At 63.7% G+C, this 13600-nt stretch carries 13 protein-coding genes and 1 tRNA gene; 6 read left to right on the forward strand and 8 right to left on the reverse strand.

Translation table 11 applies throughout. The annotated features are described in order from the left end of the window. Nucleotides 1–13: 13 nt before the first annotated feature. The gene (locus tag B4L76_RS02805) at nucleotides 14–475 is read left to right on the forward strand and encodes a response regulator (RefSeq protein ID WP_296230362.1); all 462 of its coding nucleotides are present in this window, start codon (nucleotides 14–16) and stop codon (nucleotides 473–475) included. Between the two features lie 13 nt (nucleotides 476–488). Further along, a complete protein-coding gene (locus B4L76_RS02810; RefSeq protein ID WP_296230364.1) occupies nucleotides 489–2879 on the forward strand; it encodes a response regulator in 2391 nt (796 codons plus the stop codon). 188 nt (nucleotides 2880–3067) lie between these two features. Here the strand turns inward: B4L76_RS02810 and B4L76_RS02815 are convergent. Beyond that, nucleotides 3068–3142: transfer RNA gene (locus B4L76_RS02815), tRNA-Gln, on the reverse strand. Between the two features lie 261 nt (nucleotides 3143–3403). On the opposite strand from B4L76_RS02815, the gene B4L76_RS02820 reads away from it, so the two are divergent. After that, the gene (locus B4L76_RS02820) at nucleotides 3404–3646 is read left to right on the forward strand and encodes a hypothetical protein (protein ID WP_170029248.1); all 243 of its coding nucleotides are present in this window, start codon (nucleotides 3404–3406) and stop codon (nucleotides 3644–3646) included. A gap of 1 nt (nucleotide 3647) precedes the next feature. Here the strand turns inward: B4L76_RS02820 and B4L76_RS02825 are convergent, their stop codons facing one another. Further along, entirely contained in the window at nucleotides 3648–4073 is a 426-nt protein-coding gene (locus tag B4L76_RS02825; RefSeq protein WP_296230365.1) for a DUF1810 domain-containing protein, read from the reverse strand. Between the two features lie 158 nt (nucleotides 4074–4231). On the opposite strand from B4L76_RS02825, the gene zapE reads away from it, so the two are divergent. Then, a complete protein-coding gene (zapE, locus tag B4L76_RS02830) occupies nucleotides 4232–5353 on the forward strand; it encodes a cell division protein ZapE (protein ID WP_296230366.1) in 1122 nt (373 codons plus the stop codon). 54 nt (nucleotides 5354–5407) lie between these two features. Next, nucleotides 5408–6604, forward strand: coding sequence for a hypothetical protein (locus B4L76_RS02835; protein ID WP_296230368.1), 1197 nt, complete (start codon nucleotides 5408–5410; stop codon nucleotides 6602–6604). A gap of 76 nt (nucleotides 6605–6680) precedes the next feature. Here the strand turns inward: B4L76_RS02835 and B4L76_RS02840 are convergent, their stop codons facing one another. Continuing rightward, nucleotides 6681–8570, reverse strand: a complete 1890-nt coding sequence (locus B4L76_RS02840) for a propionyl-CoA synthetase (RefSeq protein WP_296230370.1) — start codon at nucleotides 8568–8570, stop codon at nucleotides 6681–6683. Between the two features lie 180 nt (nucleotides 8571–8750). Between B4L76_RS02840 and B4L76_RS02845 the strand changes: the two genes are divergently transcribed. After that, the gene (locus B4L76_RS02845; RefSeq protein WP_296230372.1) at nucleotides 8751–9617 is read left to right on the forward strand and encodes a LysR family transcriptional regulator; all 867 of its coding nucleotides are present in this window, start codon (nucleotides 8751–8753) and stop codon (nucleotides 9615–9617) included. Here B4L76_RS02845 and B4L76_RS02850 read toward each other — a convergent pair. From B4L76_RS02850 to B4L76_RS02870, 5 genes are all read right to left on the reverse strand, one after another. Beyond that, complete coding sequence (locus B4L76_RS02850) at nucleotides 9591–10745, reverse strand: HPP family protein (RefSeq protein WP_296230373.1); 1155 nt, start codon at nucleotides 10743–10745, stop codon at nucleotides 9591–9593. The two genes, B4L76_RS02845 and B4L76_RS02850, sit on opposite strands and share 27 nt — an antisense overlap. Before the next feature lie 172 nt (nucleotides 10746–10917). Continuing rightward, nucleotides 10918–12237, reverse strand: a complete 1320-nt coding sequence (locus B4L76_RS02855; RefSeq protein WP_296230375.1) for a sensor histidine kinase — start codon at nucleotides 12235–12237, stop codon at nucleotides 10918–10920. Beyond that, nucleotides 12234–12902: a response regulator transcription factor gene (locus B4L76_RS02860; protein WP_296230377.1), complete on the reverse strand. Its 669-nt coding sequence runs from the start codon at nucleotides 12900–12902 to the stop codon at nucleotides 12234–12236. Before B4L76_RS02860 ends, B4L76_RS02855 begins: the two co-directional genes overlap by 4 nt. Next, a complete protein-coding gene (locus tag B4L76_RS02865; RefSeq protein WP_296230378.1) occupies nucleotides 12903–13217 on the reverse strand; it encodes a PepSY domain-containing protein in 315 nt (104 codons plus the stop codon). Continuing rightward, the gene (locus B4L76_RS02870) at nucleotides 13217–13525 is read right to left on the reverse strand and encodes a PepSY domain-containing protein (RefSeq protein ID WP_296230379.1); all 309 of its coding nucleotides are present in this window, start codon (nucleotides 13523–13525) and stop codon (nucleotides 13217–13219) included. Before B4L76_RS02870 ends, B4L76_RS02865 begins: the two co-directional genes overlap by 1 nt. Between the last annotated feature and the right edge of the window lie 75 nt (nucleotides 13526–13600).

Genomic DNA, 13600 nt, shown 5'->3' on the forward strand with positions numbered 1-13600 from the left:
CACCGCTACCATCATGCTCAAACCCATCCTGCTGGTCGAAGACAATCCACGCGACCTGGAGCTTACCCTTCTGGCGCTGGAGCGCAGCCAGTTGGCCAACGAAGTCATCGTGCTGCGTGACGGTGCCGAGGCACTGGACTATCTGCTGCGCCGCAATGCCCACGCCGATCGTGACGATGGCAACCCCGCCGTGCTGTTGCTGGACCTGAAACTGCCGAAGGTCGACGGCCTGGAAGTGCTCAAGGAAGTACGCGCCACCGCCGAACTGCGCAGCATCCCTACAGTCATGCTGACGTCGTCGCGCGAAGAGCCCGACCTGTTGCGTGCCTATGAATTGGGGGTGAACGCCTATGTGGTCAAGCCGGTGGAATTCAAGGAATTCGTCGCCGCCATCTCCGACCTGGGAATTTTCTGGGCAGTACTCAACGAACCCCCACCCGGCTCGCTGCGCCTGAACCGGCGCGGCAGCAACTGAGGCCGCCGCAACGATGCAGCCAACGCCGCTGAAACTGCTGATGGTCGAAGACAGCTCGATGGATGCCGAGCTGACCCTGATGCGCCTGGAGCGCAGTGGGCTGCACGTGCAGGCGCAACTGGTGTTCGACCATGTCGGCGTGGAGCACGCCCTGCACGAAGGCCGCTACGACCTGATCCTGTGCGACTGCGTGCTACCGGGCTCGTCCGGCACCGAAGTACTGGCCATCGCCCAGCGCCTGGCCCCGGACGTTCCGTTCATCTTCCTTTCCGGCATTTATGGCGAAGAGCATGCGGTGGAGATGATCCGCCTGGGTGCCACCGACTACGTGCTGAAGAAGAACCTGCCACTGCTGCCCAAGGCGGTGCGTCGCGCCCTGACCGAGGTGCAGGAACGTCAGCGCCGGCGCCGCGCCGAAGAAGCCCTGGCCGATGTCGAGGCACGGGCGCGCTTTGCCATCGACGCGGCCGGCATGGGCACCTGGGACATGCGCCCGCAAGAGGGCCTGTTGTTGTGGGACGACCGCTGCAAGACCCTGTTCGGCCTGCCCACCAGCACTGAAATGACCCTGGACGTGTTCTATGCTGGCATCTACCCCGACGACCTGCCGCTGGTGCGCGAGGCGGTGGAGCGCGCCATGCGCCCGGAAAGCGGCGGCCAGTATCGGGTGGAATTTCGCATCGCCCAGCCTCATGGCCAGGAGCCGCGCTGGTTGCTCAGCAGTGGCCAGAGCCAGTTCGTCGACGGCCAGTGCGTACGCTTCTCCGGCGTGCTGCAGGACATCCATACCCAGCGCCTGGCCACCCAGGCACTGCGCCAGCTCAACGAGATGCTCGGGGAACGGGTCGAGCGTCGTACCCGTGAGCGCGACCGCGCCTGGGAACTTTCACAGGACTTGCTGGCAGTGCTCAACAAGGACCTGACCCCGGTCGCGCTGAACCCCGCCTGGGAGGCCAGCCTGGGCTTTTCCCGCGAGCGCCTGAGCCAGTCCTCGCTGCTGCACCTGCTGCCCGAGCCCGACCAGGAGCTGCTGCTCACCGAACTCGCCGCCCTCGCCCATGGCCGTACCAGCGCCCGCTTCGTCGGGCGCGTCTTGCATGCCGGCGGCCAGCATCGCTGGTTGTCGTGGGTGGTGGTGCCGGAAGACACCTTGCTGTACGTGGTGGCACGCGACATCACCAGCGAACGCGAGGCCGCCATGAGCCTGGCCGAAGCCAACGCGCGCCTGCGCGAGCAGATCGACGAACGCGAACGCATCGAGGCAGCGCTGCAACAGATGCAGCGCCTGGAGGCGGTCGGCCAGCTGACCGCTGGCGTGGCCCACGACTTCAACAACCTGCTGACAGTGATCCTGACCGGTGCCAGCTTCCTCGAACGCGACCTGGCCAAGGGCGATCTGGACAAGGCCCGCAGTCGCCTCACGCACATCCGCGAAGCCGGTGAACGCGGCGCCAAGCTGACCTCGCAGTTGCTGGCATTCTCCCGCCGCCAGCGCCTGGAGCCGGTGCCGCTGAACCTCAACCGCACCTTGGCCGGCCTGGAGGAGTTGTTGCGTCGTACCCTGGGCGGCAATGTCTCGGTGCGCCTGGACCTGGAGCCAAGCCTGTGGCGGGCACTGACCGACCCGACCCAGACCGAAATGATCATCCTCAACCTGGCGATCAATGCCCGCGACGCCATGCCTGACGGCGGCCAACTGACCCTGTCGACCCGTAACACCCGCATCGACACCCGCCCGCAGCGCCCGGAAGACCCGGAGCCGGGTGAGTACGTGGTGCTGAGCATCCGCGACACCGGTTGTGGCATGAGCGAAGAGGTGCTGGCAAAGGTGTTCGAACCGTTCTTCACCACCAAGGACATCGGCAAAGGCTCAGGCCTGGGCCTGGCGCAGGTGTTCGGCTTCGCCAAACAATCCGGGGGCGGCGTGCACATCGACACCGCGCCCGGGCGTGGTACCCAGGTGGCGGTATACCTGCCAGCGGTCCAGGATGAAGCCGAAAGTGAGCCGCTGCCGTCGTTGCTCAGTCACTCGATCAGCGCAAGCGGCAACAACCACACGGTATTGCTGGTGGACGATGACCACCTGGTGCGCGACATGCTCGGCGATGTGCTACGCCAGTATGGCTACCAGGTGCGCCAGGCGCACAGCGGCGAACAGGCGCTGGCCTTGCTGGACGACCAGATCGACCTGCTGCTGAGCGATTTCGCCATGCCCGAATTCAACGGCGCACAACTGGCCCTGGCGGCACGCGAACGTTATCCACGCCTGCCGGTGGTGTTGCTGACCGGTTATGCGGAGTTGCAGGGGCTGGAGCTGCCGGGCAGCCTGGTGATCCAGAAGCCGGTACAGGCCGATGAACTGGCCCGGGTGCTGAACGAAATGCTGACGACCCGGGCCGTATAGGCGTGTCCTTGTGTCGCGATGGGCTGCGCAGCAGCCCCCTTGGCATTTTGCGCCACATCTGAATCCTGGCGCTGCGCAGCCCACCGCGACGCAAGGTCACGCCCACAAGGAAATGCAAAAGACAGATACGGCAAAGCCCAGCGCTTACTGTTCAAGCACCGGACCAAGATACGTTTGAAGCTGGAAAATGGCAGGGGCGGCTGGATTCGAACCAACGCATGGCAGGATCAAAACCTGCTGCCTTACCGCTTGGCGACGCCCCTGTATCGGATGCAGCATTTGCTGCCCTGACAATTCCAACTGAGTGACAACCGGGTTGTTGTCTTGGAATGCGCGGCACTTTAACAACAAACTTTCGGTCTGTGAACCCCCTGATGAAAAAAAATTGCCAGAAAACAGCGAGTTAGTCATTTTCGCGTTTTACCCAGTTACCGTCCGTCGCTTTCCGCCCGCCTCGCTTCAACACAATGGCATTCCTCCCTTCCAATCAGATGAGACAACTGCATCGACCATGGAGGACTCCCATGCCCGTTTCTCACGATCTTTACCAGGACCTGCACTACCCACGTGAAATCGTCCAGCAGCGCCGCCAGCAGGACAAGGCGCTGGACCGGCTGCTCGATGAGTACATGGATATCGACAACCAGGTGCTTGCCGCCGAGTCGATCTCGGCCGGCAACTTCGAGGACGAAGACCTGCGTCACCTCAAGGAACGCCGGCTGGCCGTGAAATACATGATCGAGCGCCAACTGGAGCGCAAGCCCTGAACTAACCCGTCAAGGCGGTCAACGTAAGGGGGTCTGGCTCGCCGTCATAGAACTGCACCAGCGCCCGCTGGAACAACGGGTTGTCGGGCGCCGCCCGGGCGAACAGGGTCAGGCACGAACGCAGCTTGAGGTCATCGGGGCTGCCCAGCACTGCCCTGGCACTCTTGTCGCTATGTTGCAGCAGCGCGCACAAGCAAGCTTGCAGGCGCGGTCCGAGCAGCGGGTGAGCGAGGTAGGCCCGCGCTTCGTCGACCCCGGCCAGGGCATAACGCTCGGCCATGGCGCTGCGGCCCAGGCCACCGAGTTGCGGAAACACATACCACATCCAGTGGCTGCGCTTGTGTCCGGCCAGCAGCTCCTGGATCACCTGGTCATACACCCGGTTCTGCGCCTCGACGAAGCGCTCCAGATCATAGTCGGCGTGCATGCTCGGCCCTCCTCGGTATCGGTCATGCCCTTCACTGTACGCCTGCAGGGCCGACCTATCTCGCCAGGCGATCATTGCCGGGCACTTTCTGTATTAGTCAAATTGGCCGCCCTCGGGCAAGCTGCATGCTACCCCGCCGTCGCCCAAGGAGCGTTGCCTTGCCTGCCTGGATCCCTACCCTGCTACGCCAGCTCGGCCTGCGCCTGCGTGGCACCGCCCGGCCGAGCGAACTGCTCGGCTGGTTCGAAGACAAGGCACGCAGCCGCGGTTATCAGCTCAGCGACGGCCAACGCCGGGTGATCCAATGCATGGCCGGGCAACTGGCACAGCTCGAACAAGGCCAAGCGCGCAGCCTGTACCTGTACGGGCCGGTGGGGCGCGGCAAGAGCTGGCTGCTCGATGGTTTCTTCCAGGCCGTGCCGATAGCGGCAAAACAGCGCCTGCATTTCCATGACTTCTTTGCCCGACTCCACCAGGGCATGCACCGCCACCGCGCGCTGGATGATGCGCTGGGTGCGACCCTCGACGAACTGCTGGGCGGCTGCCGGGTGCTGTGCTTCGACGAATTCCACGTCCACGACATTGGCGATGCCATGTTGCTCACGCGCTTGTTCAAGGCCCTGTTCAGCCGCGGCGTGTGGTTGCTGGTAACGTCCAACTATGCGCCTGAAGGGCTGCTGCCCAACCCGTTGTACCATGAGCGCTTCCTGCCGGTGATCCGCCTGATCAACAGCTCGATGGACGTGCTTGAGGTGGGTGGCGACACCGATTTCCGCAGCCTGCCGGCCAACCGCGAACATCAACGTTTCACTCGCGGCTGCTATGCCTGGCCAGGTACGGCGGCACAACGCCAGGCGCTCAGGGTTCCACACCAACAACCGGTAATGCTGGAAGTGAACAAGCGCCCGTTGCGCGCGCTGGCCAGCGATGGCCGACGGGTGCTGTTTGCCTTTGAAGACCTGTGCGAGAACGCCACGGCGGTCATCGACTACCTGGTGCTGGCCGAGCGATACGATGAGTGGATCATCGACGGGCTGGACGATCTTTCGGAATGCTCATTGGCGGCTCAACAGCGCCTGGTCAACCTGGTGGATGTGCTGTATGACCAGGACCGGCAGGTGGTAGTGCTTGGTAAACGGCCGCTGGCAGAGAGCCTGAACGGGGCGCTTGCCGACTTGATGCGCACGCGCAGCCGGTTGGGGCAGTTGCATCAGCTCGCGCCAGACGAGCCTCATCCAACAAGTTTCTCCAAGCTGTCAACTGCCAGTTCTACCAGCTGACCGATCTTCTGAAGCAGCTTCTAATGCACATCCATACCTGTGGAGGTGCCTCTCATGTCAAGCAACCCGGCCCTGTGGGCCCGCATTGATCTTCCGCTGCCGGAAGATGAGCCGACCGAACTCATCAACCGCCCGCCCTATCTGGTGGGTGGCTACTACTATAGCTCCAAAGCTTCTGTAGATGACTCGGGTGAACCCACGATGGTGCTGACCAAGCTCACGCGCGATGGCGCGGCCGTCGAGGCGTTTGGCGAACATGGCACCGTACGGATCAGGATGCCGTCAGAACCTGCGTCATGGCTATGCTTCGTTGAAAACGGCGATCACCTGGTGTGTAGCGTTGCGCTTCGACTCAATGAACACTTCGCTATTTTCCGCCTGAACAAAACTTCAGGCGTGCTGGACCTGACATTCGGCGATCACGGTTTCAAGCTGGTGGCTTACCCGATCGAAGAGGGTGTTTCCCCTCGTCAGGAAGGCGCCGAGGGATATGCAGGCAGCGTTCCGCAGTTTGCAGATGGCAAACTGCGCCAAGCCGTGAACTCCGGGCTGGCCCAATTTGATCTGCAAGGGAACCTGGATACATCGTTCAATAACGTCGGGATGCGTAGGTTCTTTACCTGGGAGGGCCGGAACCTTTTCACCCTCGAAGTCGTCGCCAGATACGAGGGGACGGAACACGCCGGCTTCTATTACTGCGGCAGTCATCGGGTGGGGGGTGATGATGTGCAGGCTTGGGTCGGCGCCTGCGACAAGCATGGTGCAGTCGTCCCTGGCTTTGCACAGCAGGGTGTGTGGATTGTCAAACGCCTGCCAGGCCATCCGGACATTGCTCATATCGCCGTTCATTCTGCAGTGCAAGCCCATGACAGGCTTTATCTGGTAGGTGGCGCCGGCGAACGTGGTTTTGTGCTTCGCCTGAAACTGGACGGCAGTGTCGACCCGAGTTTCAACGATGGCCAAGCCGTGATTTTCAACCGCCCGGAGTTTGACCGGACGAAGGCATTCGCTGTCATTGCGCATGACAGCGGTATTCTGGTCGGCTGCGCGCACACGTACCCGCTCGAAGATCTGCCAACGGCAATCGTTCGATTGGACGCAAACGGCAAGGTAGATACCTCATTCGGTGAGGAAGGCTGGTTGGTCACACCAGATTACCCAGAAAGCAAGGCCCTGCTGATTCTTGCTCACAGCGGCCAGCAGGTCATCGAGTTGAGGGGGGAGAAGTTCGTGGCCCGCTACCCACTGTAGCCCTCGAGCGCGTCAGCCGCTGATGAACCCGCTTCAGGAGCGGGCTCATCAGCAGCTGGCGCGACGCGGGCGCTGCTCACCCAGCCCTGGGCAAGTCCGCCAGCACCGCTTCGATCTCCCCGAGCACCGCCGGGTCATCCAGGGTCGAAGGCGGCACGTAGTCCTGCCCGTCGGCAATCTTGCGCAGCACGGCCCGCAGGATTTTCCCCGAGCGGGTCTTGGGCAGCCGCTTCACCAGACGTACCCGGTTGAAGCAGGCCAATGCACCAATCTCTTCGCGCACGCTACCCACCAGCTCCACCAGCAACTGCGCCTCGGCGATGCCCTCGCCATCCTTGAGCACCACCAGGGCCAGTGGCACCTGCCCCTTGATCTCGTCATGCACGCCAATTACAGCGCACTCGGCCACTGCCGGATGACGCGCCACCAGGTCCTCCATCTCGCCGGTGGACAGCCGGTGCCCGGACACGTTGATCACGTCATCGGTGCGGCCCATGATGTAGACAAAACCTTCGTCGTCCAGATAACCACCATCGCCGGTGTGGTAGTACCCCGGGTAGGTGCGCAGGTAAGCCTGCAGGTAACGTTCGTGATCGCCCCACAGCGTCTGGCTGCACCCGGGAGGCAGCGGCAAGGCAATGACGATTGAACCCTGGTGGTTCGGCCCCAGCAAATGGCCCTCGTCATCCAGCACCTGCACATGGTAGCCCGGCACCGCGCGGTTGCTGGACCCCGGCTTTGCCGCGCTGCCCTCCAGCCCGACGCAGGGTGCGGTGACCGGCCAGCCGGTCTCGGTCTGCCACCAATGGTCGTGCACCGGCTTGCCAGTGACCCGCTCCAGCCACTCGTGGGTGCTGGAATCGAGTTTCTCACCCGCCAGGAACAACTGGCGCAGCGAACTCAGGTCGTGCTTGCGGATCAGCGCGCCGTCCGGGTCTTCCTTGCGGATGGCGCGCATGGCGGTGGGCGCACAGAACAGGGCATTGACCTGGTATTGCTCCACTACCCGCCAGTAGGCCGCAGCGTCCGGGGTGCGGATCGGCTTGCCTTCGTAGAACACCGTGGTGCAGCCACCCATCAGCGGCCCATAGACGATCAGCGAATGGCCGACCACCCAGCCGACATCGGAAATGCCCCACCACACGTCGCCCGCCTGCATGCCGTAGATGTGGCGCATGGCGTAGCACAGCGCCACGGCGTTGCCGCCGTTTTCACGCACGATGCCCTTGGGTTTGCCGGTGGTACCCGAGGTGTACATGATGTACAGCGGGTCGCCCGCATCCAGCTCGACTGGCGGCACCGGATCGGCGCTTGCCAAGGCCTTCTGCCAGTCCAGGTCACGCCCCGCTTGCAGTTCGGCGTGGGCTTGTGGCCGTTGCAGGACCAGCACGTTGCGCGGCTGGTGCCGGGCCAGTTGCAGGGCGCGGTCGACCAGCGGCTTGTAGGCGATCACCCGGTCGAACTCCAGCCCGCAGGATGCCGTCAGCAGCAACGTTGGCCGGGCGTCGTCGATGCGCAAGGCCAGTTCGTTGGCGGCAAAGCCACCGAACACCACCGAGTGCACCGCACCGATCCGCGCACAGGCCAGCATGGCCATGGCCGCCTGCGGCACCATGGGCATGTAGATGATCACCCCGTCGCCCTTGTTCACCCCCAGTTGGCGCAGCAAACCGGCCAGGCGTGCCACCTCGTCGCGCAACTGATGGTAGGTATAGGCCTGCTGCACGCCGGTCACCGGCGAATCGTAGATCAGCGCCAGTTGCTCGCCCCGACCCTGCTCGATCTGATGATCGAGGGCCAGGTAGCAGCTGTTCAGGCGGCCATCGGCGAACCAGCGGTGGGTACCGTCGGCATTGTCCTGCAAGGTCAGGGCAGGCTTGCGGTACCAGGCCAGGTGCGCGGCCTGTTCAGCCCAGAATGCGGCAGGGTCGGTAATGGAGTGGGCGTAACTGTGCTGGTAGCTCATATCGAGGGAAACCCGGTATTTGTTGTTATTGAAGGGCGAAACCTGAGTATGGACCGCTACACCGCCACCGCCATGGGACTAACGTCACAACCGACCTGCAAATTTGCAGACAGCGCAAAAGCGCCCCATGACGGTGCGAAGCCTCTAGAATAGGCCACCCCTTTTACCGGCGAGCAGCTCATGGATATAGACCAGGCCCGAACCTTTCTGGAAATCGTGCGTTGCGGCAGTCTGGTTGCCGCCGCCGAGCGCCTGTTCGTGTCGCAGACGGCGATTACCGCGCGGGTGCAGCGCCTGGAACAGCAACTGGGTTGCCAACTGTTCGTGCGCAGCCGCAGCGGCGCCAGCCTCACCAGTGACGGCGAGGCGTTCGTCAGTTATGCCAACCAGCTGGTACAGACCTGGGAAGCCGCACGCCGCGACCTGCCACTGCCGCAAGGTTGCCAGCAAGTGCTGCATGTCGGCGGCGAGGTCAGCCTGGGCAACCCGATGCTGCTCGACTGGGTCAGCGCCCTGCACCGCGAGCTCCCCAGCCATGCCATCCGTAGCGAGGTGAGCGATGGTGACGCGCTGCTGCGCAAGGTCGAAATGGGCCTGCTGGATGCCGCGCTGGTCTACCAGCCGACCTACGGCCCGGGCCTGCAGGTGGAGCAGTTGATGGAAGAAAAGCTGATTCGCGTGCGCCGGGTCGAGCGGCCAGACCCGTACATCTACATCGACTGGGGCGAGGCCTTCCGCCGCCAGCACGATGCCGCCCTGCCCGACTGCGCGCGCCCGGCGCTGAGTTTCAACCTGGGCCCGCTGGCATTGCAGTTCATTCTCGACCAGGGCGGCAGTGGTTACTTCCGCACGCGGGTGGTGCAAGCCTACCTGGACAGCGGAGTGTTCGAGCGGGTACCGCAAGCGCCGGAGTTCACCTACCCCACCTTTCTGGTGTACCCGCGCAAACGCGACAGCGACGCCCTGCAACAGGCTTTTGCCATCCTCCGCAGGCTGATAGCCGCCGGCAGCAGCGACTGGTCACAACGCTGGGACCCGCTGGCCTGAACCCTCTGTGCGGCTGAGCAACTGGCGCTTGAGGCCGGCGATCAGGTCGGTCTGGGTGATCACCCCCACCAACTGGTCGCCATCGACCACCGGCAGACAATGCAGGCCCTGCTCGCACAGCAACGGCAGCAACCGCTCCAGCGGGTGCTGGCTGCTGACGCTGATGACCCGACGGCTCATTACCTGTGCCATGCGTATCGCCTTGCGGCTGAACAAGCCACGCCAACTGAAACGGCCCCGCAGCATGGCCGGGCCGACCAGGTCGCTGAGGCTGACGATACCTACCAGCTTGCCGTGCTGCAGCACCGGCAGGGTTTTCAGGTGATGGCTGGCCAGCATCCGCCAGGCCTGCTCCAGAGTGGTTTCGGGCGAGGCGAACTGAACATCGCGGGACATGACCGAGGCTGCGGTGATACCGCCGAGGCTGCGTTGCAGGGCGTGCTGTTCGGTGGCCAGGATGATGCGTTCCAGTTCGTCACGGGTGACGTCGACGAACTCGCCCAGTTCACCCAGCGCCTGATCCAGGTCTTCACCACGGATGCCGACCCGCTCGCTGGGCAGCGGGTCATGGGTATGGTGCAGGTCCTTGCGTGGCGCGGCGCCTTTCGGGTAGCACACGCCCGTCAGGCGGTTGTAGAGGACCGCAACTGCCACCAGGATCAGTGCATTGAGCAATACCGGCTCCAGCAGCCGATCGCCCATGGCGCTCAGCCCCGAGTCGGCCAGCACCGCGCTCACCGCCACGCCGCCACCCGGGGGGTGCAGGCAGCGCAGCAGGCACATCACCAGGATCGAGATACCCAAGGCAGCGGCGGCCACCCACAACTCGGCGCCGAAGCTCTGGCGCATGGCCAAGCCGACCACGCCGGCCACGGCGTAGCTGCCCAGCACCGGCCAGGGCTGGGCCAACGGGCCGGAATGCACGGCGAACACCAGCACCGCCGATGCCGCCAGCGGACCGAGCAGGTGCAAGGCGATGCCAGTGCCGAAGGCCATGCTGGTCAGCCAGCCGGCGAGGAACAGGCCGAGCAACGCGCCGATAGCGGCACGCAACCATTCTCTAGGGGGAATATTCAGCGGCGCAGGCAACAGCCGCTGCAGACGACTTTCGGAACGCGAGGCAGACATTTAGGTAATCAGGATCTTTTTTTCTGGTTGGAAAGAAAACCCGGCAGCGGTGGCCTGAGTTTCGTGCACGGGATTGTGCCGGGCGGGACCAGATTGGACTAATGCAAAAAAATGCCGGTGCACTGCAATTTTTTTGCATTAGTGATACTGGGGGCCGCTTTGCGGCCCGGCATTATCGAGCCTTGCGCGGCAGGTCGATGCTGACCCGCAACCCACCCAGCGGGCTCTCCAGCAGCGCCAGGCGCCCGCCCCAGGCTTCAACGATATCGCGTACGATGCCAAGCCCCAGGCCATGCCCGTCAACCTGCTCGTCCAGCCGCGAACCACGTTCCAGCACTTGTTGCCGCTGTTCCTCGGGAATACCCGGGCCATCATCATCGACCCACAGCTGGTAGCCCTCGGCATCCGCCGCAACGCCCAGGCGCACCTCGCTGTCGGCCCACTTGCAGGCATTGTCGAGCAGGTTGCCGAGCAATTCGAGGACATCCTCGCGGTCCCATGGCAGCAAAAGCCCGGGCGGCACATCGCTGGCCAGCAACAAGCCCTCGCCATGGATCATGCCCAGCGTCCCCAGCAGCCCCGGCAATTCGGCGTCACAATCGAACTGCGCACCTGGCAGCGCGTCACCCGCCAGCCGCGCCCGGTTCAGCTCGCGTGCCAAGCGTTGCTGGATCTGCTCCAGTTGCTCGCGCATCTGCGCACGGACCTCGGGCAAGTCGTTCAGGCGCTCGCTGGAAGCCAGGCTCAGCAGCACCGCCAGCGGTGTCTTCAGCGCATGGCCAAGGTTGCCCAGTGCATTGCGCGAACGGCGCAGGCTGTCTTCGGTATGCGTCAACAAATGGTTGACCTGCCCCACCAACGGCGCCAGTTCGCTGGGCACTCGGGCGTCCAGCTGTGAGCGCTGGCCCTGCTGCAACTGGGCAATCTGCTGGCGCGCCCGCTCCAGCGGCCGCAGCGAGCGGGTCACGGTGATGCGCTGCAACACCAGCACCAGGATCAGTGCCACCAGGCCCATGCCCAGGCCGATCTGCTGCATGCGCCGGAACCCTTCGCGTACCGGCGAATAATCCTGCGCCACGCTGATCGAGATGTCCTGGCCCAGGCGCCGGTAGTCGGCGCGCAGGGCCAGCAACTGCTGGCCTTCGGGCCCCAGCGCGTGGCTGTCGGAAAGCCCCGGCGTCGCAGGTTTGGGCATGTCCAGGTCCCACAGCGAGCGAGAGCGCCAGGTGCCTTTATCGAAATCGATGCGGAAGTAATAACCGGAAAATGGCCGCTGGTAAGCCGCCGAGATACGCCGCTCATCCAGTTGCAGGCCCGAAGGCCCGCGCACCAGCGCCACCAGCAGGTTTTCGCTTTCCTTGCGCAGGCCATTTTCCAGGTAGCGCTGCAGGCCGGCCTCGAATAGCCACAAGGTCAGTTGTGCCAGCACCAGGCCGACCACCACCAGTACCGCCACCAGGCCCAGGCTCAGGCGCGCCTGGATCGACTTCACGCCGCGCTCCCGGCATAGATGTAACCTTGCCCGCGACGGGTCTCGATGACACTGCGACCCAGCTTGCGCCGCAAGTGGTTGACGTGCACTTCCAGCACGTTGGAATCGCGCTCGGTCTCACCGTCGTAAAGGTGTTCGGCCAGATGGCTCTTGGACAGGATCTGCTGCGGATGCAGCATGAAGTAGCGCAACAGGCGGAACTCGGCGGCTGTCAGCTGAATTTCCACGCCATCACGGATCACGCACTGGCGGCTTTCATCCAACTGCAGGCCGGCCGCTTCCAGCGTCGGCTGGTTGGCCAGCCCACGGGCACGACGCAGCAGAGCCTGGATTCGCAGTTGCAGTTCTTCAGGATGAAAGGGTTTGCTCAGGTAATCGTCAGCCCCGGCCTTCAAGCCTTCGATACGCTCGGCCCACGAGCCGCGCGCGGTGAGGATCAGCACCGGCGTGGCCAGCCCGGCAGCGCGCCATTGGGCCAACACTTCAAGGCCCGGCAAGCCTGGCAAGCCAAGGTCAAGGATGATCAGGTCGTAAGGTTCGCTCTGGCCCTGGTACACGGCGTCGCGGCCATCGGCCAGCCAATCGACAGCATAGCCTTGGCGTTGCAGGCCGCTGGTCAGTTCGTCCGCGAGCGGGACATTATCTTCGACTAGCAACAGGCGCATTCAGTCGTCTTCCTCGTCCTTGAGCAGGGTACCGGTGCTGGCATCGAGCTTGATCTCGCGCACCACACCTTCGGTCGTCAGCAACTCGACCTCATATTCGTAGCGATCATCATCTTCTTCCAGTTCGGCCTCCAGCAGGCGCGCCCCGGGGTGACGCCCCAGGGCGGCTTCCAGCAGGTGCTCGAGCGGCAGGATGATGCCCTTCTGGCGCAACTCCAGGGCTTCGTCCTGGTCAAGGTCGCGGGCTATGGCCAGCGAGCATGTGGCCAGCAGCGTCAGCGCAAGGTAGCGTGCCGACCGCGGTAGGTGGATCATCAGTTGTCCCGCGCGTCCTTCAGGACTTCTCCGGTCTTGGCGTCCAGATCGACGTCCCACTCGACATTCTGCGTATCACGCAGCTCGACCTTGTAGATGTAGCGACCGTATTCGTCTTCGAGCTCCGAGTCGGTAACAGTGGCGCCGGGGTGCTTGGCCACGGCGGCAGCCTTGAGCTCATCCAGCGACTTGATGGTCTTGGCATTGACCAGTTTGACGACTTCGTCGGGCTGCACGTCCTTGGCAAAGGCGGCGTTGGCGCCCACGGCGAGGGCGGCGGCGGTGAACAGGGCAGTCAAGGTTTTCATCGTTCTTCTCTCCTGAGAACTGTACAAGTTGTCTACGGGGTTAAGATTACCCAGCAGTCCTTAATTCAACCTGAA

This window comes from Pseudomonas sp. UBA4617 (genome assembly GCF_002386445.1).
In the GTDB taxonomy this organism is placed as follows: domain Bacteria; phylum Pseudomonadota; class Gammaproteobacteria; order Pseudomonadales; family Pseudomonadaceae; genus Aquipseudomonas.

Excerpts from the sequence above, each read along its gene's own strand:
- B4L76_RS02805 (WP_296230362.1), top strand. The coding sequence starts at position 14 with ATGCTCAAACCCATCCTGCTGGTCGAAGACAATCCACGCGACCTGGAG.
- B4L76_RS02810 (WP_296230364.1), top strand. The coding sequence starts at position 489 with ATGCAGCCAACGCCGCTGAAACTGCTGATGGTCGAAGACAGCTCGATG.
- B4L76_RS02820 (WP_170029248.1), top strand. The coding sequence starts at position 3,404 with ATGCCCGTTTCTCACGATCTTTACCAGGACCTGCACTACCCACGTGAA.
- B4L76_RS02825 (WP_296230365.1), bottom strand. The coding sequence starts at position 4,073 with ATGCACGCCGACTATGATCTGGAGCGCTTCGTCGAGGCGCAGAACCGG.
- B4L76_RS02835 (WP_296230368.1), top strand. The coding sequence starts at position 5,408 with ATGTCAAGCAACCCGGCCCTGTGGGCCCGCATTGATCTTCCGCTGCCG.
- B4L76_RS02840 (WP_296230370.1), bottom strand. The coding sequence starts at position 8,570 with ATGAGCTACCAGCACAGTTACGCCCACTCCATTACCGACCCTGCCGCA.
- B4L76_RS02845 (WP_296230372.1), top strand. The coding sequence starts at position 8,751 with ATGGATATAGACCAGGCCCGAACCTTTCTGGAAATCGTGCGTTGCGGC.
- B4L76_RS02850 (WP_296230373.1), bottom strand. The coding sequence starts at position 10,745 with ATGTCTGCCTCGCGTTCCGAAAGTCGTCTGCAGCGGCTGTTGCCTGCG.
- B4L76_RS02860 (WP_296230377.1), bottom strand. The coding sequence starts at position 12,902 with ATGCGCCTGTTGCTAGTCGAAGATAATGTCCCGCTCGCGGACGAACTG.
- B4L76_RS02865 (WP_296230378.1), bottom strand. The coding sequence starts at position 13,217 with ATGATCCACCTACCGCGGTCGGCACGCTACCTTGCGCTGACGCTGCTG.
- B4L76_RS02870 (WP_296230379.1), bottom strand. The coding sequence starts at position 13,525 with ATGAAAACCTTGACTGCCCTGTTCACCGCCGCCGCCCTCGCCGTGGGC.